This window comes from Gemella massiliensis (genome assembly GCF_900120125.1).
Classification (GTDB): Bacteria; Bacillota; Bacilli; order Staphylococcales; family Gemellaceae; genus Gemella; species Gemella massiliensis.
On the sequence record NZ_LT635545.1, the window covers coordinates 439,673 to 464,098 of the forward strand.

General features: G+C 33.2%; 23 protein-coding genes. 6 read left to right on the forward strand and 17 right to left on the reverse strand.

Annotated features, from left to right (window positions below):
- Nucleotides 1-216 precede the first annotated feature (216 nt).
- Together BQ7358_RS04735 and BQ7358_RS04740 are read left to right on the forward strand one after the other, a co-directional pair.
- On the forward strand, nt 217-945 hold the full coding sequence (locus BQ7358_RS04735) for a cytochrome c biogenesis CcdA family protein (RefSeq protein WP_062171952.1): 729 nt from the start codon (nt 217-219) through the stop codon (nt 943-945).
- A gap of 23 nt (nt 946-968) precedes the next feature.
- Nucleotides 969-1,547: a TlpA disulfide reductase family protein gene (locus BQ7358_RS04740; protein WP_062171955.1), complete on the forward strand. Its 579-nt coding sequence runs from the start codon at nt 969-971 to the stop codon at nt 1,545-1,547.
- A 149-nt stretch (nt 1,548-1,696) separates the two neighbouring features.
- Here BQ7358_RS04740 and tnpA read toward each other — a convergent pair whose 3' ends face one another.
- The 13 genes from tnpA to BQ7358_RS04800 all read right to left on the reverse strand — a co-directional run bounded on the left by tnpA (nt 1,697) and on the right by BQ7358_RS04800 (nt 14,516).
- Nucleotides 1,697-2,152, reverse strand: a complete 456-nt coding sequence (gene tnpA, locus BQ7358_RS04745) for an IS200/IS605 family transposase (protein WP_072520266.1) — start codon at nt 2,150-2,152, stop codon at nt 1,697-1,699.
- A 30-nt stretch (nt 2,153-2,182) separates the two neighbouring features.
- A complete protein-coding gene (locus BQ7358_RS04750) occupies nt 2,183-3,274 on the reverse strand; it encodes an ORF6N domain-containing protein (protein WP_061115189.1) in 1,092 nt (363 codons plus the stop codon).
- Complete coding sequence (locus BQ7358_RS04755) at nt 3,213-4,757, reverse strand: recombinase family protein (RefSeq protein WP_072520267.1); 1,545 nt, start codon at nt 4,755-4,757, stop codon at nt 3,213-3,215. Before BQ7358_RS04755 ends, BQ7358_RS04750 begins: the two co-directional genes overlap by 62 nt.
- A gap of 1 nt (nt 4,758) precedes the next feature.
- Nucleotides 4,759-6,360 (reverse strand): recombinase family protein, encoded by a 1,602-nt coding sequence (locus BQ7358_RS04760; RefSeq protein WP_268762348.1) that lies wholly within the window; start codon nt 6,358-6,360, stop codon nt 4,759-4,761.
- 32 nt (nt 6,361-6,392) lie between these two features.
- On the reverse strand, nt 6,393-6,536 hold the full coding sequence (locus BQ7358_RS08590; protein WP_456071312.1) for a hypothetical protein: 144 nt from the start codon (nt 6,534-6,536) through the stop codon (nt 6,393-6,395).
- A 175-nt stretch (nt 6,537-6,711) separates the two neighbouring features.
- Nucleotides 6,712-7,149, reverse strand: coding sequence for a hypothetical protein (locus tag BQ7358_RS04765; RefSeq protein ID WP_072520268.1), 438 nt, complete (start codon nt 7,147-7,149; stop codon nt 6,712-6,714).
- A 63-nt stretch (nt 7,150-7,212) separates the two neighbouring features.
- The gene (locus BQ7358_RS04770; protein ID WP_072520269.1) at nt 7,213-8,994 is read right to left on the reverse strand and encodes a VirD4-like conjugal transfer protein, CD1115 family; all 1,782 of its coding nucleotides are present in this window, start codon (nt 8,992-8,994) and stop codon (nt 7,213-7,215) included.
- Entirely contained in the window at nt 8,984-9,715 is a 732-nt protein-coding gene (locus BQ7358_RS04775) for a phage antirepressor KilAC domain-containing protein (protein WP_072520270.1), read from the reverse strand. Before BQ7358_RS04775 ends, BQ7358_RS04770 begins: the two co-directional genes overlap by 11 nt.
- The gene (locus BQ7358_RS04780; protein WP_006268784.1) at nt 9,712-10,197 is read right to left on the reverse strand and encodes a PcfB family protein; all 486 of its coding nucleotides are present in this window, start codon (nt 10,195-10,197) and stop codon (nt 9,712-9,714) included. The genes BQ7358_RS04775 and BQ7358_RS04780 overlap by 4 nt, the downstream gene beginning before the upstream one ends.
- A gap of 2 nt (nt 10,198-10,199) precedes the next feature.
- Nucleotides 10,200-11,228, reverse strand: coding sequence for a DUF6017 domain-containing protein (locus BQ7358_RS04785; RefSeq protein ID WP_072520271.1), 1,029 nt, complete (start codon nt 11,226-11,228; stop codon nt 10,200-10,202).
- Between the two features lie 89 nt (nt 11,229-11,317).
- Nucleotides 11,318-11,602, reverse strand: coding sequence for a CD1845 family protein (locus BQ7358_RS04790; protein WP_034910996.1), 285 nt, complete (start codon nt 11,600-11,602; stop codon nt 11,318-11,320).
- A 456-nt stretch (nt 11,603-12,058) separates the two neighbouring features.
- Entirely contained in the window at nt 12,059-13,612 is a 1,554-nt protein-coding gene (locus BQ7358_RS04795; RefSeq protein ID WP_062171961.1) for a sodium:solute symporter family protein, read from the reverse strand.
- Nucleotides 13,613-13,637: 25 nt separating this feature from the next.
- Nucleotides 13,638-14,516 (reverse strand): N-acetylneuraminate lyase, encoded by an 879-nt coding sequence (locus BQ7358_RS04800; RefSeq protein WP_062171964.1) that lies wholly within the window; start codon nt 14,514-14,516, stop codon nt 13,638-13,640.
- A 247-nt stretch (nt 14,517-14,763) separates the two neighbouring features.
- Between BQ7358_RS04800 and BQ7358_RS04805 the strand changes: the two genes are divergently transcribed.
- On the forward strand, nt 14,764-15,798 hold the full coding sequence (locus BQ7358_RS04805) for a cyclically-permuted mutarotase family protein (protein WP_062171967.1): 1,035 nt from the start codon (nt 14,764-14,766) through the stop codon (nt 15,796-15,798).
- A 158-nt stretch (nt 15,799-15,956) separates the two neighbouring features.
- On the opposite strand, the gene manA is transcribed toward BQ7358_RS04805, so the two are convergent.
- Nucleotides 15,957-16,910 carry a mannose-6-phosphate isomerase, class I gene (manA, locus tag BQ7358_RS04810; protein WP_062171972.1) on the reverse strand — a complete coding sequence of 318 codons (954 nt, stop codon included), beginning with the start codon at nt 16,908-16,910 and terminating at the stop codon, nt 15,957-15,959.
- 274 nt (nt 16,911-17,184) lie between these two features.
- On the opposite strand from manA, the gene BQ7358_RS04815 reads away from it, so the two are divergent.
- From BQ7358_RS04815 to BQ7358_RS04825, 3 genes are all read left to right on the forward strand, one after another.
- A complete protein-coding gene (locus BQ7358_RS04815; RefSeq protein WP_062171975.1) occupies nt 17,185-18,048 on the forward strand; it encodes an ROK family protein in 864 nt (287 codons plus the stop codon).
- 310 nt (nt 18,049-18,358) lie between these two features.
- Nucleotides 18,359-19,063: a GntR family transcriptional regulator gene (locus tag BQ7358_RS04820; protein ID WP_062171979.1), complete on the forward strand. Its 705-nt coding sequence runs from the start codon at nt 18,359-18,361 to the stop codon at nt 19,061-19,063.
- 23 nt (nt 19,064-19,086) lie between these two features.
- Entirely contained in the window at nt 19,087-19,785 is a 699-nt protein-coding gene (locus BQ7358_RS04825) for an N-acetylmannosamine-6-phosphate 2-epimerase (RefSeq protein WP_062171982.1), read from the forward strand.
- Nucleotides 19,786-20,053: 268 nt separating this feature from the next.
- Here BQ7358_RS04825 and BQ7358_RS04830 read toward each other — a convergent pair whose 3' ends face one another.
- The 3 genes from BQ7358_RS04830 to BQ7358_RS04840 form a co-directional block, all read right to left on the reverse strand.
- Entirely contained in the window at nt 20,054-20,572 is a 519-nt protein-coding gene (locus BQ7358_RS04830; RefSeq protein ID WP_062171985.1) for a sigma-70 family RNA polymerase sigma factor, read from the reverse strand.
- Nucleotides 20,573-20,640: 68 nt separating this feature from the next.
- The gene (locus BQ7358_RS04835) at nt 20,641-21,066 is read right to left on the reverse strand and encodes a sigma-70 RNA polymerase sigma factor region 4 domain-containing protein (protein ID WP_062171988.1); all 426 of its coding nucleotides are present in this window, start codon (nt 21,064-21,066) and stop codon (nt 20,641-20,643) included.
- 360 nt (nt 21,067-21,426) lie between these two features.
- Nucleotides 21,427-24,129, reverse strand: a complete 2,703-nt coding sequence (locus BQ7358_RS04840; protein ID WP_072520272.1) for a DUF1542 domain-containing protein — start codon at nt 24,127-24,129, stop codon at nt 21,427-21,429.
- Nucleotides 24,130-24,426 lie beyond the last annotated feature (297 nt).

Sequence of the window (24,426 nt, forward strand, 5' to 3'; positions counted from 1 at the left end):
TGTATTATATATCTTTCACCTTTTCAATAGTTGTAACACTTTTGTAATAATAGTGATAATCTTCTGTTACATTGCTTGTGTTTCGTTACTTTACAGTAATTTGTTCCTATGAAAATAAATCACTTTTATTGCTTTCATGCAACATTTATTATATAGTAATATTGTAAATTGTACTGATTGGTCAATGATATATTATAAAATTATGGAGGATTATATATGTATGATTTCACAGCTTCAGCTTCTATCTTGAAGATATTTCTTTTATTTTTAGAAGGTGTACTGTCATTTCTTTCTCCTTGTGTTATTCCTATTTTACCAATTTATATAGGGATTTTAGCCGGGAAAAAGGAAAAAAATATCCAAGGTGAATTAGTATTTAATAAACGTAATATTATTGTTAATACTTTATTTTTTGTTTTGGGAATCTCGGCAACATTTTTTATACTCGCTTTTGCGACAAGTCGTATTAGTATCTTTTTAAATGATAATATTAAAATTCTACAAATTATCAGCGGTATTCTTATTATTTTTATGGGATTACTGCAACTCGGTATCTTTAAAATATCCGCTTTGAACAGAGAATTTTCGATGAAAAATAAATTGACACTAAAAAAAGGTAACACTACCCCAATCTTAGCATTTTTGATGGGCTTTACCTTTAGTTTTTCTTGGACACCCTGCATAGGCCCTATTTTAGCCGGTGTTTTCATATACGCAAGCAGCCATACCGGAATTATGAGTATTATTTTAGTTCTCGTATACTCACTCGGATTTATTTTACCGTTTATTCTTGTAGCATTTTTTGCGACACAATTACTTACGGTCTTTAAGAAAAACGATAATATTTTAAAATACACATCTATTATCTCGGGTGCTATTCTTATTATTATCGGAATTTTAATTTTAAGCGGTTCTTTCGCTACAATTATGAGATATTTTAACTAACTATTTATAATGGAGGTTTAACTATGAAAAAGAAAATTTTACTTACTCTACTTATTTGCGGGTCGGTGATTTTAACCGGTTGTTCGGCTGATAATCCGAAAAATAATGATTCTGATAACAAGAACAGTTCCAATTCTCAAACTACAAAAAAAACTGAATCACAGGCTTTTGATTTCAGCGCTATGGATAAAGACGGCAATACCGTTAAACTTAGTAACTTTAAAGGAAAAAAGGTATATATTAATACATGGGCAAGCTGGTGCGGACCTTGTATTAAGGAAACTCCAGAATTAATCAACACCTATAATAAATTTAAAGATAAAACCGACTTTGCGTTTTTATCAATGACGTCCCCAAATGACAGTTTATTTAAAAACGATAATCCCGGTGATAAAGATAAAGCTACTATTCTTGCGAAAGCTAAAGAGTTAGGTATTAATTATCCCATATTATTTGATGTAAATGATAGATTTTTTATTAATTACAATATCCGTTCATTCCCAACTCATATTTTTATTAATAGTAATGGGACAATTAATAAGAAAATTACAGGTATGATTTCTAAAGATGTATTAGAAAAAGAAATTAACGCTTTAGTTTAAGTTATCCAAATAATGACCACCCCTGAAAAGGGGTGGTTTTCTCTTCGGGTATAACCCTTTGTTACTAACACGCACCTCAAGGCGCTGGCTTTCACATTCGTTCAAGCCCTATTGTATTTTTACGCCCGCTACCCGTCAAACGGGTTTATCTATTTTTTCTTATTTCCAAATGGTTTTGTATATTCTTTTGTTGTCAGTTTATCTATTGCAATATCATGCGCTTCTTGATCTTTGATGTATTTTCTTATTGTACCTTCATTCAAACCTACAGTACTTACATAGTATCCTTCTGCCCAAAACTTTCTATTCCCATACTTATACTTCAGGTTTGCATGCATATCAAATATCATCAGTGAACTTTTTCCTTTCAAATATCCCATAAAACTTGATACACTATATTTTAGTGGTATTGATAACAGCAAATGTATATGATCTGGCATTATATGTCCTTCTATTATTTCCACTCCTTTATACTTACATAACCTTTTTATTATATCTACTATATCTCGTTTGTATTGATTAAATTCTATTTTTCGTCTATACTTAGGGGTAAATACAATATGGTATTTACATATCCACCCTTGTGTCAAGTATTGGATACATATTTTTTCAAATTTCCAATCAACTTTTTTACTCTATTTTAACTTTAAAATTGGATTTTTCAAGAGCTTGTTTATTAGGTCTGCATATACTACTTGGTCAACTACTTCCGATATAGTTGTGATTCTTTGCCCTGCATCTTTGGAAGATGCTCCACAGTGGTATATCCTTTGCTTATCCGTATTCCAATCTATGATAATATACCTGTCATGGAACTCTCCACCGGATTTTTGAAACTTTATCTTTCTAAACGGATATTCTTTGCAAAAATCTTGGTATTCAAGGGTATGAAGTCCTTTACCAACATTGTCGCTAAATATAGTGATTTCTACCGATGAGGGTATATCTTTCAGCAGTACCAGTGTCTTAACTCCGATATAGTTATCTACAATATAAATGCTCTTTTTTGCTATGCTGTAAATGTCCTTATAAGCAAGGTTCGCTTCAATCGGCTCTCCATTTAAAAGCAAAAATCCATATTTTAGCTGAGGATTGCTAAGGTCAAGAATTAACTCTGACAGTTCGGATTTATGCACAACACTACCTAAATTGTCCACCAATCCTGCCACCTTATCTTCCACATTCATTAAATCCCGTCTTAAATCCTGCATTTCTACGACATTACTTGTTATCTGCATGGAAAGCTGTAAAAATTCTCTTTGTCCAATCAAGCCTTGGTTTTCCACAATATAGTCTTTCATCTGCTTAAAAGTACGTATTAAGGCTTTACTCTGCTTGACAGCAAGCTCTCCTTTAAGAACCGTCATCAGCATGTAGATTCCGGCTTCACTAAAAACATAAGGTAAGTATCTTCTTCCTCCTGAACCTGTTTCCGATTTTGAGGTCGAAATTTTCGACCTCAAATTTTCCCATTCCTCTTTTGTAAGTTGAAACCTGAAATCATCGTCAAATTTCTCAATGTTATTTTTGACCTGCTCATTAAATCTTTTTGTTTCATACCCATAAATCTCTGCCAGTTCAAAGTCAAGCATTACTTTCTGTCCCCTTATGATATAAATTTTTTCTGCAAGGGATTCCTGATTTACAAGCATAATTTCGTCTTTTTTATCCATCTTTTCCATTCCCTTTCTCAAATTTCCAAATAATCTCCACCTTGTCTTTATCATAAACATAAATCCTGTCTATGACTTCGTTGATCCAGTCTAAAACAAGCTCTCCTTTTGCAACCGCTTCTCTTAGCTTATCAACATTAAGGTTATGTCCTGAAGATGTATTTTCTTTTATCTTGTCCGTAATGATGGTTATTTCCTGTTCTGTATTTTTAAGTTTTCTGCTTAAATCTTCTTTCTTTGATAAATATGCTTCCTTATCTATTTCGTCCTGTTTATGCTTTTCATAAAGCTGCATTTTGGAAACCTGAATCTTTTGCTTTTCCGCTTCCAGTCTTTTCTTCCTGTCAAGCAGGCTTTCACAAATGCTTTCCATAACTTTATGCTCAATCTTTCTTGTCTGTTCTTTTTCAAGAAAGCTCTCTGTATAAAATTTAATCTCTTCTGAAACAATATCTTCCAGTGTTTCTGCTTTTATCTTCCCTTTCATGCAGCCACAGTCTTTTACTTTGTACCGATAGGGACAGCAATATCCATCTGTTTTTCCATAATTAACCGTATAAGTCATTTTATGATAGCACTTACCACAATAGACTTTGTCTTGAAGAATATGAAAATGCTTCCGCTCCCTGCTGATATGTTTTGTATTGCTGTTTAGCATATCCTGCACTTTGTCAAAATCCTCTTTGGATATAATAGCTTCGTGCATATCTTCTCTAATTATCCAGTCTTTGCTATCAACCCATTTTCTATTATCAGAACCAACTTCCTGTACCCTTGTCTTTCCACCAACAACAGCTCCTGTATAAACTCTTTGTGTTAAAACATATCTAATAATCTGTCCTGTCCATACTCCACTTCCTCTTTTAAGCCCTATATGTTTTGCCGGCGTCAGAACACCTCTATGATTAAAATCTTTAGAAATGGAAAGCATACTTTCACCACTAAGGTATCTTTCAAAGACTTCTTCAATGATGTTTCTCACTCTATCATCGACAAGTAGCTGATGATGGTCTTTTTCATCTTTTACATATCCATACGGTGCTTTTGAACCGAAATAATACCCTCTATCCTGTCTTACTCTTACTGATGAACTGATTTTTTGTGAAATGTCCTTGGAATAGTAGTCATAGACAAGATTCTTAAAAGGAATTTCTAAACTGCTGATTCCATTCTCATTGTTATTACTGTCATAATTGTCATTCACAGAGATGAAACGAACCTGCATAAAAGGGAATATCTGCTCAATATATGCTCCGGATTCAATATAATCTCTTGCAAATCGTGATAAATCCTTTACAAGAATAGTTCTTATCTCATTTTTCTTCACAAGACCTATCATCTTTTGAAATGCAGGACGATTAAAATTTGTTCCGGTATAGCCATCATCAATATGTTCTCTTATCTTCACTCCAGTAAATTCTTCTCTTGAACTGATATAGTCTTTTAAGATTTCTCTTTGGGAAGTAATGCTGTTACTTTCGTCTTTTAAGTCGTCATCTTCTAAGGAAAGTCTTAAATAAAAATCTACTGTATTCATATCAGCTCCTCCTTGTCTTTCTACCGAGTTTTTCAGTAATCACAGGAGTTTCTTCAAAATTAAATTTGATTTCTATTGTGTTATCTTTCCCTATAAAGATCTTATCAATGATGCTATCTACAAAGTCTTTATCCCATTTCTTTGTTTTACCTTTAAAAAGTGCTGTAAGGTACTTATGCCTTTCTTCAAGTTCAAATACTTCTTTTTCAAAGATAGCAACTTGTCTTTCTTTTAGACTTTCGAGTTCTGCTTTCTTTTTACCCAGAAGTCCTTTTTCCCTTTCAAAATCTTCTTTCCTCCACTTGCCCAAAACATATTTTTCATAATACTCACTTTGAAGTCTGCTAAAGCCTAAAATTTTTCTTTCAATTTCAGTTATTTCTTTTTCCTTTTTCTTATCCATCTCTATTTTAAGATTGTCATAAGCATTCAGATAAGCCTTATAACTTTTACTGTTATTTAAAAGAATAGTATCAAAGGCTGCTTTAACGGTTTTTACAAGAGTAGCTTCTGTAATAGATGTTCCGCATTTTTCTGTTGTAAATTCTCTGAACCGATTACAGTTAAAATAAAATACAGTTTTCTTACCGCTTTTTTGCCTGTGTACGCTCATTTTTCTCTTACAAATCCCACAATAGAGTTTTCCTCTAAATACTGTATCATCCTTAGCATTCTTATTTTCTTTTCTGCTATTTTTAATGGAATTAGATTTTGAGGAAATTTTCTCCTGTACCTTTTCAAATGTATCAAGCGAGATAATTGCTTCATGGGCATCTTCTGTTATTGTCCAATGTTCTTCGTCAAGCCTTTCTCTCTTTTTGCCTTCAAATAAATGCTTTTGATTTCTGCCTTGAATGAGTGTTCCTGTATATACACGATTTTTAAGTACTTGTAATATTGTTGTTGGAATCCAAGTTCTTATAAGTTCATTTTCATCAGCTTTAGCTTTTCCAAACTTCCTATAATCAGTTGCTATATATACTTTCTTTTCAAGCAGTAACTTTGAAATATCAAGTGTACTAAATCCCTTCAAATACGCATCAAAGATTTCTTTTACGATGGAAGCTGTATTTTCATCAATATATAACCGTCTTACTCCATCTTCATCTTTTCTTGCTGTATAGCCATAAGGAGCTGCACCACAAATAAATCCACCTTGCTTAATTCTAATCTGATGGGAAGTTGATATTTTCTTTGAAATGTCTTTTGCATAAGTTTCATTTACAATATTCTTCAAGATTACCTCAAGAGATTTATTGGGATCTTCCATGTGAAAGGTATCCAGATTGTCATTAACCGCAATAAATCTTACTCCAAGAAACGGAAATATCTTTTCAATGAAGTTTCCAAGCTCCGTATAATTTCTTCCGAAGCGGGATAGATCTTTTACAATAATGCAGTTGACTTTTCCCGTCCTTACTTCTCCCATAAGTTTTTCAAAGTCAGGTCTTTCAAATTCTGTCCCTGTCTTTGCGATGTCTTTATATATTCCAACCAAATTATGCCCGTCATTTTTCTTTATATAACTTTCACAAAGAGCAATTTGATTTTCAATGGAATCACTCGGTTTTTCTTTTTTATCTCTTGATATTCTTGTGTAAATCGCTGTTTGAAAACTGTTTCCGCTTTCTTTGCTTAATGAAGCTTCTTCTGCCCTTTCCCGTACTTTTTTACAAGAGTAAAGTTTGTAACTTCTACTGTTTCCTCATCTTTTTCAAAACTTGAGAACGTAGGCTCTGCAACCAAGTTGGCATTGATGTTAATCATTTCCTGCTTCATGTTTTTTATTTCTCCTTTTTCTTTTCAATAAAAAAAGCGACTGAAAGTTTTATTTTCCAATCGCTTCATAACGCTACTGTTAAGTTTTCTTATGTTTTATTAAGTGGGATTTCTTATCCTTATCATCTTTCCTCCTGCTTTTTACATGAAAAAAGCAGCAAATCTATTTTTAGACTTACTGCTTATCATCACTGTTATTTACTTGTTTTTCTTCTTTTATCTTTTCTATCTTCTTCGTGTCTACAAAGTGAGTAGCATACCATTTTTCAATATCTTCAGAACCACTTTTGCTAAACCGTAGTTTAATAACCGGCTTTTTCCCTTGCCCGTTCTTTTTCTTAATCGCCCATTTCTTATATACACAAAACGACGGTTTTAGATTTCCTTTCTTTGCATATACCCTCATTTCATGCAGTATTGTAGACAATTTTTTAAGATTGACCTTGCATACTTTTTCCAAATACAAAACTTTTCCATTTCTCCAAAGTTCATAGTCGGTCTTTGAAAGTATTTCCAAATCCATAAGCACATCTACTGCTGTTGCATATCCTTTTCTTTTTAATTGGTGATACATAGATGAATGAACTTTTCCTATCAGTTCTTTATCGTTCAATAATGTTTCCTCCTTGTGTATTTCTCTTTGATTATTATACCAAATGCAAATAATATCTAACAGCTATAACTTCATAATAACCGTATTCTTATTTAGTTTAGCCTTGCCCCTTCTTTTCATATAGCTTTCTATATCAAACAGGTTCTTTTTATCATAATCCTCAAGTAGCTTATAGTTCTTGTGCTTTGTAATATCAAATTTATCCGATAGGAAAGGGCGAACACCACGAAGTTGAAAGATACATTTACTGCCGTCCATTACTGTTATTTCGTCCTGACTCATCAGCTCTTTCCCCGTCTTTTGATAATTTAATCCGAAACTCTTTTGATTGCTCCTTGTTTCAGAAGTATTATATAGGTCTATGGTTTCTTTACCAAGCGTTTCTGATAGCTCTTTTAGAGTTGTTTTCTCTTTTCCGCCTAAAAATAGGGTACTATCACAATTACCTACAATTGTATCGGCGTTATCCTTGTAGATTGCCTTTAGCTGAGATTGTGCTTGAAGTATTATACTTGCTGAAATCTCTCTACTTCTGATGGTTGCAATCAGCTTCTCAAACTTTGGAATTAAGCCGATATTTGCAAATTCGTCAAGCAGGCATCGCACATGGACAGGAAGCCTGCCACCATATACATCATCCGCTTTATCACATAAAAGATTAAATAACTGCGAGTACATAATGGACACTACAAAGTTAAAAGTATCATCGGTATCGGATATAATAACAAAGAGGGCAGTCTTTCTATCACCAAGAGTATCCAGTTCCAATTCATCTTCTTGCATCAAGTCCCTAAGTTCCTGAATGTCAAATGGAGCAAGCCTTGCACCGCAGCTTATAAGGATAGATTTCGCAGTTTTTCCCGCAGCCAATTTGTATTTCTTATATTGTTTCACCGCAAAATGTGTAGGCTCTTTCTTTTCTAATGCTTCAAAGAGTCTGTCTATCGGATTCATATAGGTTTCATCATCTTCTCTGACTTCTGAAGCGTCTATCATATCAAGGAGAGTAGCGAAGTTCTTTTCTTCCTTTGGAGCTTCATAGAAGATATAGCTGATAAGTGCTGTATAGTAGAGTTTTTCGGCTTTTACCCAAAAATCCTCACCTGCCTTTTCTCCCTCACCTTTGGTATTTGCAATGATAGTCTGAACAAGTTTTAATATATCTTTCTCAGAACGAATATAGACAAATGGATTGTATTTCATGCTCTTTTTGAAGTTGATGGTATTTAAAATTTTTATCTCATATCCGTTATCTTCAAGCATTTTGCCACACTCAAGGACTATCGTTCCTTTCGGATCGGTTACGCAATATGACGAGTGCATTTGCATAAGGTTCGGTTTGACATAAAACCTCGTCTTACCACTTCCACTACCTCCTATGACAAGTACATTTTTATTTCTCGCATACTTCGGATTTGTCGGTCTGCCATTCATTGTCAGTCGTTCTGTTTGTGTTAGCAAGATGTTGCTTTGAAACTTCTCGTCCATATATGGCTCGATATCTTTTTTATTTCCCCATCTTGCCGAGCCGTACTCTCTGCCTTGCCTAAACTTCTTGGCATTCTTTCCTTTGGTATAGACAATAAATTTAATTAAGGCTGCTACTCCAACTCCTACCAGTATATCAATAAGATGTATGCTTGGGATAAAACTCATTGTATTAAGCTCTAATATCCCCTGAAATATCTTATCAATCATATCTCCACCTACATAACTTCTTACATGATGAGAGAAAATGTTTCCTAAATAGAAAAATGCAAGATAGGGAATGTTTTGTTTTACAAACTTTGCCTTATCTTGAACCTTGAATAAGCCTTTGATGTCTTTTAATATCTTATTTATCACGAGTCTTTTCACCTCCAATCAAGAGTAAAAGAAAGTGTCTTCCTTTAGGTGTTATAAAGGTTTGAATGCCCACTGCATCATTATCGTTTCTACACCATTCCTTTACTTCAAAATATCCCTTATTGTTCTTAGCATAGGGTAGAAGTCTGTTTTTCTTATCTCTGTAAATGAGTTCCTTCTCTAAGAGGAATTGAATAAATACCTTTTGTGGGATATGAAGCTCTTTTGCTGTGTTTCTAAAGTTGGTCAGCAGATTGTTATTCACCAGTTCATCAAAATACTTGGCTTTCGGCTCTAAATCTTCTATGATTTTTTCTTTTTCAGCAATCAGGTGATTGGCAAGGAGTACCGCATTTGCCAATATTTCTTCATTGCTCATTTTTTCTTGATTTTTGATATATCCTCCATTCTTACGAATACTCGGTAATACCTCTGTGGTGATCCACTTCTTAAATTCCTTTGCCTGTGGTAGCTTTGAAGATAGGATCAGAGAATATAATCCTGACTCGTTGATAGATACCATACTTCTTCTTTGCCTGTCGTCGTGAAACACGACATCAGCTTTATCATCTATATCCACATGTCTTACCAAAGCATCTCTCGTGTTTGAATAGCCAAGCTTTTCAGCTACTTCTTTTCCGATAAAGAAAAACTCACCGTCTTTTTCCATTACAGTGAGTTTCCCAAATTCCATATTTTCAAATGTTATTAAGTTGCTCATAAGCTCTGCTCCTTTTGTTTATTCTTAACTTTATCCTTAGAAACAGTATTTTTTGCCATCTCCTTAAACTTCTCAATATTTTTGTGAATGGACTCTTTCCTCTCAGCCTTTCTTTCTGATGTTGCAAGGGCATTTTTAAAGGCTTTCTCCATCATTTTCATATCTTTGGCTTGGAAAAATACGGAGTATTTGCCTGTTTCTTTATCTTTCATTACCGAAAACTTAACACCATATTTGTTAAGCTCTTTTTTCAGTTCTTTCAGTTCCGCTTCTTCTACCGGTATTTCTTCCAGTTGCCCTTTTTTCGCCATATCCTTGAGCTTGACTTCATTTCCGTTTACTTTAACGAGCTTTTCAAGTCCTCCCAGTTTCTCTGCTTCTTTTATCAGTTTTTTCAACAGATTTAAAAGAAGTTTTCCTGTTACTTTAGCAGCCTTAACTTCAAGGCTTAATGTCTTTCTTGCAATTTCTTCGTTAACCACATTCAATATCCTCCTCTCATATCATAACTTACAAGGGCAGAGTAGTGTGCATCTATCCCGCTTGGTGCATTATATGCTGCTGTTAGGACAAATGCTCTGATATTCCTAATCTTGTATTCATTTTCCTTAATAACATCTGACAAATACTCTAAATGCTCTGATCTAAGTTTTCTAAATCTTTCTTTTACTATATGTGCCGGAAGCTTCGTTTGATTGATTGTAACAAACTCTCTATCATCAAGTATCATAATATCTGCCAGTATCTTTAATATCTCATCAAAGTCTTTAACTATAAATTTATTGCCCAACTCAAGATGTTCATAATAGCCTGTCTGTGTTCTTAACTCATCTAAATATTTCTGATATATATTTTTGTTTTCTATTTCCGCCTCTCCATCCATCCTTTTTCTTGGTTCTGAATACTCGGCATCTATGATGGAATGATGGGTGGAATTATATGATGAAATATCTGTAGTAATCTTTGATGAATTATTTGTAGTAATCTCTGGTAATGGTTGGGGCATATTGCCATTTTGCATTGGCAGATTTTGCTCTGTTGCATCGGTGCAATCTGCACTTGTGCATTGGTGGATTTTGCACTTTTCCATTGGTGCATTTTGCCCTAATGCATTAGGCACAGCTTTTTCTAAGGCTTGTAATTCTTCTTTTTTCTTTTTGTTCTCAATTTCAGCATAAAGTTCCTCCAGCTTTTCGGTATTTATGGTGTACCATTTTGTTTTATCTCTTGGATCTTTATTGTAGTTTCCTACGAGTAGAAAACCTGCCTTTTCCAACTTCGCAAAGGTTCTTTTTACAGTATCGAAACTCATATAGTCAAAATCTTTTTCCTGCCATGCTCTTATTGAGTTATATGTCCAATATCTTCCGTCATAGAAGTTATTGCCGGATTTCTTATTTATTTCTATCCAATAGTTTATTTGTTGTAAGATAAGAGCTTCGTTTAAACCTATTTCCCTTGCCAATGTCTTATTTGCAACGATAGGTTGTTCATCAAATAAATACATACTCATCTAAAAGCTCTCCTTTCCATGATATTTTTCCACTAAAAAAGACGATAGTTTTTATCTATCGCCCTTGGTAACCATTTTTATAAAATTTTTTATATTGATTTTATGGCTTCATTGATTCCTTGTATAAAAGCTATAATTACAGCTCCAATCATCGGTATTCCGTAAGGACTTAGCAGAAATCCGAGTATGAGTGCTTCTATTGCTGCTCTTGTGTTGTGCAACATAAAGAACGAGCCTATTGCCGCAAATACACACATCAGCATTAGCAGATACAGTAACGCTGTTCCTATGCTTAGTAAGAATGTTAAAAATGCAGTAAGAATACTTAACAGCAGGCTGATCGGAAATAAAATTATTTTTAATATCCATCTCATTTATTCTCCACCGCCTTTGCTAATGGAATAACTGACATAATGGCTTGAAATATTCTTTTACATATCATAAAAGCCTCCTTTTCGATATTTTGTTTGATTTTAAAAATAGGGATACAGTGCTGAAAGCTCCTATTTATCAAGCTTTTTCCTCTGTATCCCTATTATATCTCAAGCCCACTTTGTATGCGATAAACTATTATGTTTATTTGCCATAATTAAAATCATCCTTTCTTTATTTTAGTGCTTGAACTACTCTTATTTTATCAAGAAAGGATGATTTTTCAATTGTTTAACTCTTTTCTCGCACCCGCATAGCGGGTGGTTTATTGTTTCGGAGACTTCGCCTCCTCAACTGGCTAAAGCCATTAATAAAAACAGCGATGTGAATTATGAGATTATCTCAAAATACATCGCTGTTTTTTATATTTAATTATTTTTATTTACACGTCTATTAAATTAATTTTCTTTTATATATTTTTCATTTTTTGTATGGATAGTTAAACCTACTATATTTTTCTTATCAAATTTGAATATTAAACTAAAAATATAACCGAAGGCTAATGAACTTAAGAATGAAAAACCTGAGAATATAAATGGACTTTGTTTAGCGTATAGTGTGTAATCTTGGATATACCAGCAAACTATTCCTGCCGCAAATAATCCGACCAACGCACCTACACCGTTAGCACGTTTTGTGAAGATTCCTAACGCAAATGTCCCCGCTAGCGGCACTCCTAATAACCCTGTATATTTCAAGAATAAATCCCAAGTTTCTTTTTGGTTTGTATTAACAAAGTACAACGCCGCTAATGTTCCGAAAATACCGGCTAAGATAATAATTATACGAGCGATTAAAACGTCTGTTTTTGCATCTTTGCTGCAACCGAAGAAACGTTGTTTAATATCAACCGTGATACAAGCGGAAATAGAATTTAAGCTGGAAGCAATTGTTGATTGTGCCGCCGCTAAAATTGCCGCAATAACCAAGCCTGCCACTCCTGCCGGAAGAGCTGTCAGTATGAAGTAAGGAACTAACGCTGTTGTATTCGCAGTTTTTCCAACAACTTCAGCATTCATAAAGTTCGGTAATTTTGTTACAGCATGAGCCCCTTTGTAAAAACTGTACAATACGGTTCCCATTCCGTAAAATATCGGAATTGAAATAAATGCAAGTAAGCCATTTGTCCAAATAGATTTATTAGTTTCTTTTACCGATTCTGTTGTGCTGTAACGTTGAACAACGTCTTGAGAAGCTGTGTACTGTTGTAAATTGTTGAATATTGATCCTATAAATATAATAGGAATAGTTGATGCTGTAAATGACCAGCTAAATTTTTCTGAAGTAACAATCTTCCCGTTGGCAACAGCGTCGTTTGCAACATGAGAAAAACCGCCAACTTGATATATCCCAATAACAATAACTAAAATAGCACCTCCCAACAGAATAATACCTTGAATAACGTCCGTCCAAATAACTCCTTCCACTCCACCTAAAAATGAATAAATTACACAAAGAAGTCCAATTACCGCACACACTAAATAAGGACTGATAGTAGACACTGATGTAATAGCTACCGTCGGTAAATAAATAACTATTGCAACTCTTCCTATATGAAACAGTGAGAATAAGACACTTCCTATTACTCTCATACTAGGATTAAAACGTGCTTCTAAGTATTCATAAGCTGTTGTAACATTTAACTTTCTAAAAAACGGAACATAGTAATGAATTAGAATGGGAATAATTGCTATAATCGCAAAATTTCCGGCTGCATATGTCCAATCTCCATTAAATGCTTTTTCCGGTGTCGCCATAAACGTAATGGCTGATAATGTCGTCGCATAAATCGAAAAACCTACCGCCCACGAGGGAATACTTCCACCTGCTTTAAAAAATTCATCCGTGCTGGAACCTGCTTTTTTAGTGAAATACACTCCAACACCCAGCATTGCCAGTAAATATACCACCAGCATAATACCATTAAGAGTACCAAAACCGACTTTTTCCATAGATTAATTCCTCCACTTTTTTAAATTATAAGTTATAGTCTTTTACCAACTGTTCTACTTCTTTAAGTTTTTCAGAGGCAAATACTTTCATCGGTTGTTTACAGTAACCGGCATCAATACCTTTTACTTTTAAAATTTCTTTTAATGTTTGATAAAGCCCAAGTTCTAAAACTTTTTCAATCACATCATTAGCTTGATGTTGAAGTTCATAAGCTTCGGCAACTTTTCCGGCTTTCGCCAAATCGAAAATTTTTCTACTGGTTTTACCGTTTACATTATACGTAGAACCGATAGCTCCATCAACACCTGACACTACAGCTTGTACCAACATTTCATCAAATCCTGACCAAATTAATTTATTAGGAAATCTTCTTCTAAAACGTTCTAATTGATAAAAGTCCGCCGCTGTATATTTAACACCGATTACTTTTTCATTATCCAAAAGTTCAGCAAATTGGTCTAAGCTGATTTTTACCCCTGTCAATGTTGGGATATAATATAAAATCATTGTATTTTCCGTTGCATTGATAATAGTTTCGTAATAATGTTTTACTTCGGCAAATGATAACGGATAGTAAAACGGTGTTACCGCCGATAGCGAATCGTATCCCAAGTCGGTTGCATATTTTGCAAGTTCTACCGCTTCGTTTAAGTCAAGAGAACCGACCTGAGCGATTAATTTTACTCTGCTTCCGACAACTTCTTTTACAAATTTAAAAATTTGTTTTTTCTGCGTTGTATTTAATAAGAAATTTTCGCCACTACTTCCATTAACATATAAACCATCTACCTTTGATACTTCGATATTGTACTCAATAACTTGTCTTAAACCGTCTTCTTTAATGTTTCCATTTTCATCAAACGGGATTAATACTGCTGAGTATATACCTTTTAAATCTTTCATTTTAGATTCTCCTTGTTTTAAATTTTATTTAACACATTAAATTTTAATACATTTATATTATAAAACGCTTACTTTTGTTTTGTCAAGAACTATTTTTAAAAAATAAGATGTTTAACGCTATTTACAGCAAATTTTATTTTAATATTAACACTTTACAAACGTTCTAACTCTATTGTAAAATTAAAGTGCAAGTTATTTAACACGTTGATTGAAATACAAAAATAAAATTTATTTAGGAGATATTCGTATGAACAAAAAATTATTTTGGAAAAACATCGGAAAAGTTCCGGCTCAAAAAAATCAACAAGAAAATATCGGAACTGCCGGTTTAATAAAAGGAACGATTAACGATTATTTAATAATAGGCGGTGGTGCTAACTTCCCCAACGGAACTCCTGTCGAAAATGGCACCAAGGTTATTTATTCCGACATTTATCTTTATAAAGAAATTGACGATAATTTAAAACTGATTGAACAAACTAATTTTTCTTTTAAAACCGCCTATGGAGCAACGGCGCAAACTAAAAACGCTCTTTACTACATAGGAGCAGAAAATGAAACTTCATCAAAAATTATTAAAATTTCTGTACAAAATGAAAAGTTGTTTTTTGAAGAGTTATATGCTCTACCATTTTCGGTAGAAAATATTATCGCTGAAGTTTTGGGTGATTATTTATATTTTGGTGTCGGTTCTATTAATGGTACCAACAGTAATGAGCTTTATCGCTACAGTTTAAAAGACGGCGGTTTTGAAGTTATTTCAAACTTTCCGGGGTTATCACGTTCACAAGCTATATCTTATGCCGCAGGAAATTTACTTATTATTTACGGCGGTGGTGCGGACGTTACTTATAACGACGGCTTTAGTTTCGATACCAAAACTCTTACTTGGAATAATCTTTCTCCTGTTGTTATCAACGATGAAGAATTATCTCTACTCGGTGCTGATCGAACACTTCTTAACGAAAATGAACTTCTTATTATCGGCGGTTTTAATAAAGACGTTTGGAAAGAAGCTACTTATAATCTCAACACTTTAACAGGTGATGAGCGTGCTGAGTACAGAACAAAATACTTCACCATGCCGATAGAAGATTATCATTGGAATAAAAAAGAATTAGTTTATAATTTTGTTGAAGATAAATGGTACAAATTAAGGGAAATAAATTTTTACGCACCCTGTGGACATGCCCTTCTTTCAACAAAAAAATATATTTATTCGATTATGGGCGAGATAAAACCTGCTGTCCGCTCACCATTTATTCAACAATGTAAAAAATAATTTTTAATTCACACCTATAATTTACACAAAAACACAGGAACATATAGACTATCTCCTAAAGCCGGACAAAAGAACTCTAACTTTAGAAAATAAGTTTATGTTATCCTGTGTTTTTATTTTAATTAATTTTTTATTTTTTAAACTTTATGAACTCAATTTTACTGCACCCTATCATAACTACCGATTAAAAACATTTCCCCGATAAGTTCATAATTACGACAAGCTGTCGTTAGTATAAAACTGTCACCTTTTTTTAACGAAAAAGTTTGTCCATCAATTTTTATCACACCGGCTCCATTTAAGACTGTAAAAAGATTACCTGTTTTATTTTTTTCAAGCGTAGCACTACCGTCTAATTCTATTTTATAAACACCGAAATAACGCTCTTGTGCTAAGTTTGTAATTACTGCATCATCTTTTACAGTTTTTGTATAATCAGATACTATCTTTTTGAACGGTACTGTCGTTGTTTGTTTTGTTTTTTCGATATGAAGTTCACGCTTATTGCCGTTTTTGTCTACTCTGTCATAATCGTAAACCCGGTAAGTTGTATCTGAATTTTGCTGTACTTCATAAATTAAAATCCCTCCGCCTATTGCATGTAGCGTTCCTGCCGGTATATAGAAGAAATCACCTTTTTTAACATTTTCCTTTATAAACAATTTATCCCATTCTTTATTATCAATTTTCTTATTAAATTCTTCGTGATTTTTCGCTGTATGACCATATATTAACTGAGAGTTTTTTTCTGCATCAAGAACATACCAACACTCTGTTTTTCCTAATTCACCATTTTCGTACTTTTTAGCGTAGTTATCATCCGGATGAACTTGAACCGATAATTCATCACTTGCATCCAATATTTTTATAAGCAACGGAAATTTTTCATACTGTTTTTGAGTAAAAAGTTTATAATCTTCTTTATACGCTTCTTTTAAAGTTTTACCGCTATATTTCCCGTTTATTATAAGCGAACTGCCGTTATCATGTGCCGCAATCACCCATGCTTCACCGATTTTACCGGCAGGTAGGTCATAGCCGAACTGCTCTAAGTTTCTCCCGCCCCAAAGTCGCTCACAAAGAACAGGTTTTAAAAATAATATTTTATCCATGCCAACCTCCTTAATATATCTATTTGGGTTAATTTTGGAATTTTTAGTATTGTAATGTGTAAAAATTCGTAGAAGTAAGATATGCAAGGCTACTCTAATCTTTTACTTACTTTGTTCGTAAAGATTAGCAAGTAGCTACCGCTTTAAAATTTATCATAGCACAGTATAAAAAAAATTCAAAGAGAAAATAAGGTTTTTGGAAATATTTATTTTAAAACGTTAAATTTTATGTTAAGATATTTGTTGTATAAAATATTAAAAGGCAGGTAAAATTATGCTATTAGGAATCGACATTGGCGGAACAAGTATTAAATTCGCCGTTTTTAATAACAACTACGAAATTATTCACTATGAAACATGTAAAACACCGGATAATACTACGGTGAAAATTACCGATGAAATGTATCGTGTTGCCGGTATTATTCGTGAAAAGTATAACTTTAATGCAGTCGGTATTTCTTCGGCAGGAGTTATTGATAATATAGCTATGAAAGTTATCAGTGCCGCTCCGACAATTAAAAATTATATCGGCACTAATTTCAGACGTGAATTTGGTGATAAATTAGGTGTTGACATTTACGTTGATAACGATGTTAACTGCGCCTTACTCGGTGAACAGTGGCTCGGTTGCGCTAAAGGGCTTGACGAAGTTTTCTGTATGGCTCTCGGAACGGGCATCGGCGGTGCTTATTATCTTGATAGACTTCCTACAGGTTCGCAGTTTAGTGTCGGAGAAATCGGTCAATCTGTCTACGATTTTGATACTGAAACTACTTATGAACAACGTGCTTCAACGATTGCCCTTGATAAAAAAATCAAAACTGAAATCCATGATACTCTTGATGTTATTGAATTTTTTGAACTTTGTAAACAAGAAGATGCCAATGCTTTAAAAGTTCTTGATGAGTGGTTATTTGAACTTGCTCGTGGTATAGTAAATCTCTTCGTAATATTAGATCCTAAATATTTAATCATCGGCGGTGCTATTTCCGCTCAGAAAGATTACTTATTAAATAAAATCGAAGAAAAAGTACGTGAACTTAATCCTATAAAAATCGATAAAACAAAATTTTTAACAGCCGCTTTAGGTAATGATGCCGCTCTTTACGGAGCGATCAGTCCTTTTGTTAAAAAATAATATTCCTACCTGTACCGATCAAAAAGTTAAAAATTTTTATAGAATTTACTTATTTAACAGTTAGATAATGTACTTTAAAAAACTTTACAAAATCTAACGAATTATGCGAAAGCGACTTAATAAAATCAATTTCTAACAAAATTACGATTTTTAAGTTGCTCTTTTTTTATATATTATCTTCCTCCATTGTTAATTAAAAATATTCGTCTATTTTACTAATATTTCAAATTTTATCTTTACAAATTATCACTATGGTGATACAATCAAAATAAGTTAACACATTAAATTTAATATAGCTATGGAGAACAAAATGAAAAAATATGAAAAAATTATTAATGATATTATTCTAAAAATAAAAACCGGTATTTTTAAAGAGGGGGAGCAACTTTACACCGAAAGAGAAATTAAAGAAATTTACAATGTCAGTTCTACTACCGCCGTCCGTGTCCTAAACGAGCTGGAGGTTACAGGGTATATATTTAGAGTCCAAGGTAAAGGGAGTTTCGTAAATAAAACACTTGTTAACAAACGTGTTTATTTGACAGAAACCAATAATTTCAACAAAATATTTAAAGAAGCCGTTGTTGAACGTTCTGAAGTTATTGATGTTCAATTGGTTCAAGATAAAGAACTTTGTTCAAAATTACAACTTAAAAATCAAAAGTTACTAAAGGTAACCCGTATTAAATATATCGGTACTACTCCTTGGGCTTATCAAACCAATTACATTCCGATAAAATATTTACCCAATATTAATATAACCGATATTGATAACTTTAGAGAATTAGCAACAATGATTCGTAAGGAGTATCGCATTGATATTCATCAGGAGAAATCTAAAAAAACTATGAAAGTTATTACCGATGTTCCTGATGAGATCTCTAAATATATAGCTCCTAGCGGTGAACCTTGTTTCGAATTTAACAGATATACTTATTTTTCTGACGGAAAAATTTTTGAATATGTAAAAATATATATTAACTACAAATATTATAGCATTACTATAAAAGATTAAAAGTCTTAAGAATGGAGTTTTGTATGACTAAAAAAGAAGAACTGTTAAAAAAAATAAAAAATGGCATTATCGTTTCATGTCAGGCACTGCCCGGAGAACCGCTTTTTGTCGAAAAAGGTGGAATTATGCAGCTAATGGCACTTGCCGCAAAACAAGCGGGCGCTGTAGGTATCCGTGCCCAAGGCGTTCAAGATATTACGCAAATTAAAAAAATGGTTGATTTACCTATAATCGGTATTATTAAAAAAAGTTATGACGGTATGGAACAATTTATCACAGCTACTATGAAAGAAGTTGATGATCTTGTCAAAACCGGGTGCGAAATTATCGCTCTTGATTGTACTTTAAGACCTAGGTTTGACGGAACTACCGTTAATGATTTTGTCGCTGAAATAAAAGAAAAATATCCGGATATTATTTTAATGGCAGATATCGCTACTTTAGAAGATGGCATTAATGCTGAAAAATTAGGTGTTGATTTTGTCGGAACAACACTGAGCGGTTATACCGAAAATACAAAAAACCGTCCCGACAAAGTTGATTTAGAGTTAATTAAAAATCTTTCAAATACTATTTCCATTCCGGTTATTGCGGAGGGACGAATTCATTATCCACATCATGCAAAAGAAGCACTCGAAGCAGGAGCTTTTTGCGTAGTTGTCGGCGGAGCGATTACCCGCCCAAAAGAAATTACCCAACGTTTTATTAATGCCGTTAAATAAAGAAAATTCTCTATTTATTTAAAATTTTCTTGCCTTTGCATAAAATTATTTATAAAAATTAAAACGGGAGTAACTCAATAATCGTAATTTTTTAAATAAGATTTTATCAAAATACTCCCACAAGATTTACCGGTGTTCAAAAGACTTATTTGAACACCGGTAAATTAATGTTATAGACGTTTTTATACAAAATGTCAGACAGTTTTTTAAATTTAGAACCTTTTTATATAGTTTAATTTTCGTCTATAAAAATGAAAATATTTACTATCTATTTAACAAACATATATTTTGCTCCTTTTAGCTTAATTGTTTCAATAAGACGGTAGGCATTGCTTTTAGATATCTTTAAATTTTTTGCTGTTTCTTTAACGTTTAATGTTTTTAAGTAAGCCAAGAAAAACTTCTTTTCTTTAGGGGACAATACTTCAAGAAAACCGTTATAAAACTCAAATTTAACCATATCCATATTTGGTGAAATAAACAGCTTAGAATTTTCCACAAAATCAAAAGCAACCTCTTTTTTACGATTACGGCGACGAATTTCATCAATAATTTTCCTTTTTATCGCAACATAAGCAAAACGCTCAAAATCTTGTTTTTCTATCTTCCCTTCTTCTAAAATTAAAAAACTTACAAGTAATCCTTCCAAACCGAAAGTGTAAAATTCATCCCTGACCCCCGCCGGAATATTAAGTTTCCTTAAAGCTATGTTAATGAGTGAACTATGTTCTTCTACAACCTCCAAAAACCTAGATTCTTGTTCATCAGATAACGCATAATTTTTCATATACTTATCCTCCCTTATAAAAATAAAATATTGAAGTTATCCCTTCATAACTAAACCTTAAAAATCCTTTACTCTGTAACAAAAATTTTGTAATTTTTTAGAAATACTTTTAATTTTTGTAATATTTTATCACGTCTTCTTTTAATATCCATCGCATTCGTTTTTTCTTTTTTAGCTACCGCTCTTAGTGAATACTCTGCAAAAAACAAATAATAAATCAAACGTCGTTCATTTCCGGTAAGTTTTAACAAAGCATGACGAAGTGCTTGGAGAATTATTTTTCTTTCAAGGTTATCGTAGGGGGACGGAGTAGTTGCCTTTAACAACTCAATCCCGTTTTGATTTTCGCTATCAAAACTTTCCATATTAATCAATCCATGGCGGATATTTTCTTTGAACAAATAATACTCCCTATTTAAAATTTTTTTTAATGCTTTATAAACATCATCTTCAACAATTACTTTTTCTTTATTAACATAGATATATTTTGTCATAATTATTCCTCTCCTATAAGACACTTCAATAAAAGGGCAAACAAGAATACTAGGGAATACCATTATATAGCAAAAATTAAAGATATTCACAAAATATTTAACAAAACATATAACTTTTAATTGAAATAATTAATTTCTTCTTTAAATAAAAGCCAAGTTGATGCAAACTATACCCTCTTAAAGCAATTTTTAAATTATTGATAAATAATAATTATGTTTTGATTTAATGGCGGTTGTTGTTTAACCGTAACCGATTTGGGTGCATACAAATAAGGGACACGGAATATATCCATGCCCCACAGAAATTTTTTGGAGGAGTATTTATAAATTACATAATTTTTAATATCTTAAGTAAATATTTTACTTATCAGATAATCTTTTTCTTACAGCTAAACCGATTAAAGATATTAACCCTAATCCTAATGCTGCATTTTGAGTTGTATTTAGCCCTGTATTCGGCAAAGTTTTACCTTGTGATAGATCCGTACCTGGGTGTGTTGGCGTTGATTTATCAGGGGTTTTTTCTTTTACTTTTTTAAAGTAATGTGTTGTTATTCCATCTTTTTTCAAAGTTTTATCAAAAGTATAACCTTTTATTTCGCCTGCTTTTAGTTCACCTACCTCTGATGGTTTTAGTTCTTTTCCGTTTTCATCTACCCAGCGTGTTACTTTTAATTCCGATTTTTGTTCTGTTAAATCTTTAATCCCATCTTGCGGAGTTGATGTTGCCGGCGGGGTGTTCGGCTTATCTGACGGTTTGTCCGGTTTTGGCATGTCCGGTTTTGGCATATCTGGTTTCGGTGTGTCCGGTTTTGGCATATCAGGTTTTGGCATGTCCGGTTTTGGCATATCTGGTTTCGGTGTGTCCGGTTTTGGCATATCAGGTTTTGGCATGTCCGGTTTTGGCATATCTGGTTTCGGTGTGTCCGGTTTTGGCATATCAGGTTTTGGCATGTCCGGTTTTGGCATATCTGGTTTCGGTGTGTCCGGTTTTGGCATATCAGGTTTTGGCATGTCCGGTTTTGGCATATCTGGTTTCGGTGTGTCCGGTTTTGGCATATCAGGTTTTGGCATGTCCGGTTTTGGCATATCTGGTTTCGGTGTGTCCGGTTTTGGCATATCAGGTTTTGGCATGTCCGGTTTTGGCATATCTGGTTTCGGTGTGTCCGGTTTTGGCATATCAGGTTTTGGCATGTCCGGTTTTGGCATATCTGGTTTCGGTGTGTCCGGTTTTGGCATATCAGGTTTTGGCATGTCCGGTTTTGGCATATCTGGTTTCGGTGTGTCCGGTTTTGGCATATCAGGTTTTGGCATGTCCGGTTTTGGCATATCTGGTTTCGGTGTGTCCGGTTTTGGCATATCAGGTTTTGGCATGTCCGGTTTTGGCATATCTGGTTTCGGTGTGTCCGGTTTTGGCATATCAGGTTTTGGCATGTCCGGTTTTGGCATATCTGGTTTCGGTGTGTCCGGTTTTGGCATATCAGGTTTTGGCATGTCCGGTTTTGGCATATCTGGTTTCGGTGTGTCCGGTTTTGGCATATCAGGTTTTGGCATGTCCGGTTTTGGCATATCTGGTTTCGGTGTGTCCGGTTTTGGCATATCAGGTTTTGGCATGTCTGGTTTTGGCATGTCTGGTTTTGGCATGTCTGGTTTCGGCATATCAGGTTTTGGCATGTCCGGTTTCGGCATATCAGGTTTTGGCATGTCCGGTTTCGACATATCCGGTTTTTGTCCTTTTTTATCTTCTTTTACCTTAATATCAGCTATATCTTTTTTACCTTGTTCTACAACTTTTTTTAGTTTATCCGGATCAGTTTGTTTATTTATATTTTCATAAATCTGTTGTGTTTTTTCTTCCAGCTTAGAGCTTGCCTCATTTTTACTATCTTCTGTTGCATTCGCTTTATCTATTTCAGCTTGTTTATTTGCCGATTCCAAAGTAATATCATTTTCTGCTACAGTTTTTAACGCTTTTAGATACACCTCATATACTTTTTGCTGTGCTTGTTTAATTTGTTCCGGTGTATACTTCGGTCGTGCAGTATCCACTTTGTTCGCAATACCACTTATTTCGTCAAACAGTCTTTTAAGTTCATCTTCTATTTTTCTTTTAAGTTGACCTTTTTCAGCGTCAGAAAGATTTTTGTTATCTTTTATGGCTTGTAATGATCTGTTTTTTTCTTTATTTATTTCCTCAAGATACTTATCTACTCCAAGCGGATTTATTTCTGCTAATTTCTTTAAAAAGTCTTCTTTTATTTTTTCAATATCATAATCTATATTTTCTTCACTAACTTTATCAATCTTTTCAGTTGGCTCTTTTGTTTCATACTCAACCGATTTATTAGCTTCATTCAACTCAGATTTTGATAAATGATTATTAGCTTTTAACTGTGCTACCTTATCAGCTTGTAATAATTCTACTTCTATTTGAGCAGCACGTTTAATTACGGTATTTTCAATTTTATCTATTTCGTTTTGAAGTCTATCCGCTTCTGCAGAAGTATTAGCATTTTTAGCCAATTTTTCTATCTCTGCTTTTTTATTATCCACCAGTTTAATAATTTCATCTGTAAAAGCTTGGTTTTTTTCAGGTGTTAGATTTTTATTCTCAAGTATTTTTTTTACTAAACTATCTTTAACATCATCTAACTCTGTAAAAACTAATTCCTTACCTACAGGGTTAATTTTAGCTAAATCTGCCTTTAACTCCGTTTTTATTTTTTCTATTTCTCTATCAGTATCACTGCTACTTCTTTCTAATTTATCAATTGCTTCATTTGCTTTTGTTACTACCTGTGTTTTAGCAGCTTCTAATTCTTTTTCCGATAAATTTACATTAGATCCCAATTCTGCTTTTTTCTCTTCTATTAAAGGAAGAAGTGCTCTTCCACGTGTTTCTGAATTTTTATTATCTTTTACTTTCGATTGAGCCGGAGTACCGGTAGTATTTGACGCCTGTGCAACAGCCATACTTCCGCCCATCGCTACTCCCAGTCCTACTAGAACAGATGCTACTCCTATCTTGTACTTTCGTATAGAAAATTTTTCCTTGTTTTGCATTTTATAATCCTCTTTTTTCTTAATTTTATTATCACTATAATTAGGGTGTCCTCCCCTACAACAATATTTATAATAACAGATAATTTAATATTATGCAATATAATTATACTTAAAATTTTACTTTTTTAGTGACATTTTTTAAGAAATGAGTTTTATATAAATAAAATTAAAATCCACTTAAATTCTACTTTAAAAGCCGTTAAGATTATATTTATTTTTAGTTTTAATTATGTAAACTTTAAATTTTTTAAGTATTTATTAAATAAACTTAGATTAATATTATTATACATAAAGGTG

Coding starts and splice junctions, on each gene's coding strand:
- BQ7358_RS04820 (WP_062171979.1), top strand. CDS start 18,359: ATGAAAAAATATGAAAAAATTATTAATGATATTATTCTAAAAATAAAA.
- BQ7358_RS04800 (WP_062171964.1), bottom strand. CDS start 14,516: ATGAAAGATTTAAAAGGTATATACTCAGCAGTATTAATCCCGTTTGAT.
- BQ7358_RS04785 (WP_072520271.1), bottom strand. CDS start 11,228: ATGAGTATGTATTTATTTGATGAACAACCTATCGTTGCAAATAAGACA.
- manA (WP_062171972.1), bottom strand. CDS start 16,910: ATGGATAAAATATTATTTTTAAAACCTGTTCTTTGTGAGCGACTTTGG.
- BQ7358_RS04830 (WP_062171985.1), bottom strand. CDS start 20,572: ATGAAAAATTATGCGTTATCTGATGAACAAGAATCTAGGTTTTTGGAG.
- BQ7358_RS04740 (WP_062171955.1), top strand. CDS start 969: ATGAAAAAGAAAATTTTACTTACTCTACTTATTTGCGGGTCGGTGATT.
- BQ7358_RS04825 (WP_062171982.1), top strand. CDS start 19,087: ATGACTAAAAAAGAAGAACTGTTAAAAAAAATAAAAAATGGCATTATC.
- BQ7358_RS04790 (WP_034910996.1), bottom strand. CDS start 11,602: ATGAGATGGATATTAAAAATAATTTTATTTCCGATCAGCCTGCTGTTA.
- BQ7358_RS04775 (WP_072520270.1), bottom strand. CDS start 9,715: ATGAGCAACTTAATAACATTTGAAAATATGGAATTTGGGAAACTCACT.
- BQ7358_RS04835 (WP_062171988.1), bottom strand. CDS start 21,066: ATGACAAAATATATCTATGTTAATAAAGAAAAAGTAATTGTTGAAGAT.
- BQ7358_RS04805 (WP_062171967.1), top strand. CDS start 14,764: ATGAACAAAAAATTATTTTGGAAAAACATCGGAAAAGTTCCGGCTCAA.
- BQ7358_RS04840 (WP_072520272.1), bottom strand. CDS start 24,129: ATGCAAAACAAGGAAAAATTTTCTATACGAAAGTACAAGATAGGAGTA.
- BQ7358_RS04755 (WP_072520267.1), bottom strand. CDS start 4,757: ATGAATACAGTAGATTTTTATTTAAGACTTTCCTTAGAAGATGACGAC.
- BQ7358_RS04750 (WP_061115189.1), bottom strand. CDS start 3,274: ATGATAAAGACAAGGTGGAGATTATTTGGAAATTTGAGAAAGGGAATG.
- BQ7358_RS08590 (WP_456071312.1), bottom strand. CDS start 6,536: ATGAAGCAGGAAATGATTAACATCAATGCCAACTTGGTTGCAGAGCCT.
- BQ7358_RS04735 (WP_062171952.1), top strand. CDS start 217: ATGTATGATTTCACAGCTTCAGCTTCTATCTTGAAGATATTTCTTTTA.
- BQ7358_RS04815 (WP_062171975.1), top strand. CDS start 17,185: ATGCTATTAGGAATCGACATTGGCGGAACAAGTATTAAATTCGCCGTT.
- BQ7358_RS04795 (WP_062171961.1), bottom strand. CDS start 13,612: ATGGAAAAAGTCGGTTTTGGTACTCTTAATGGTATTATGCTGGTGGTA.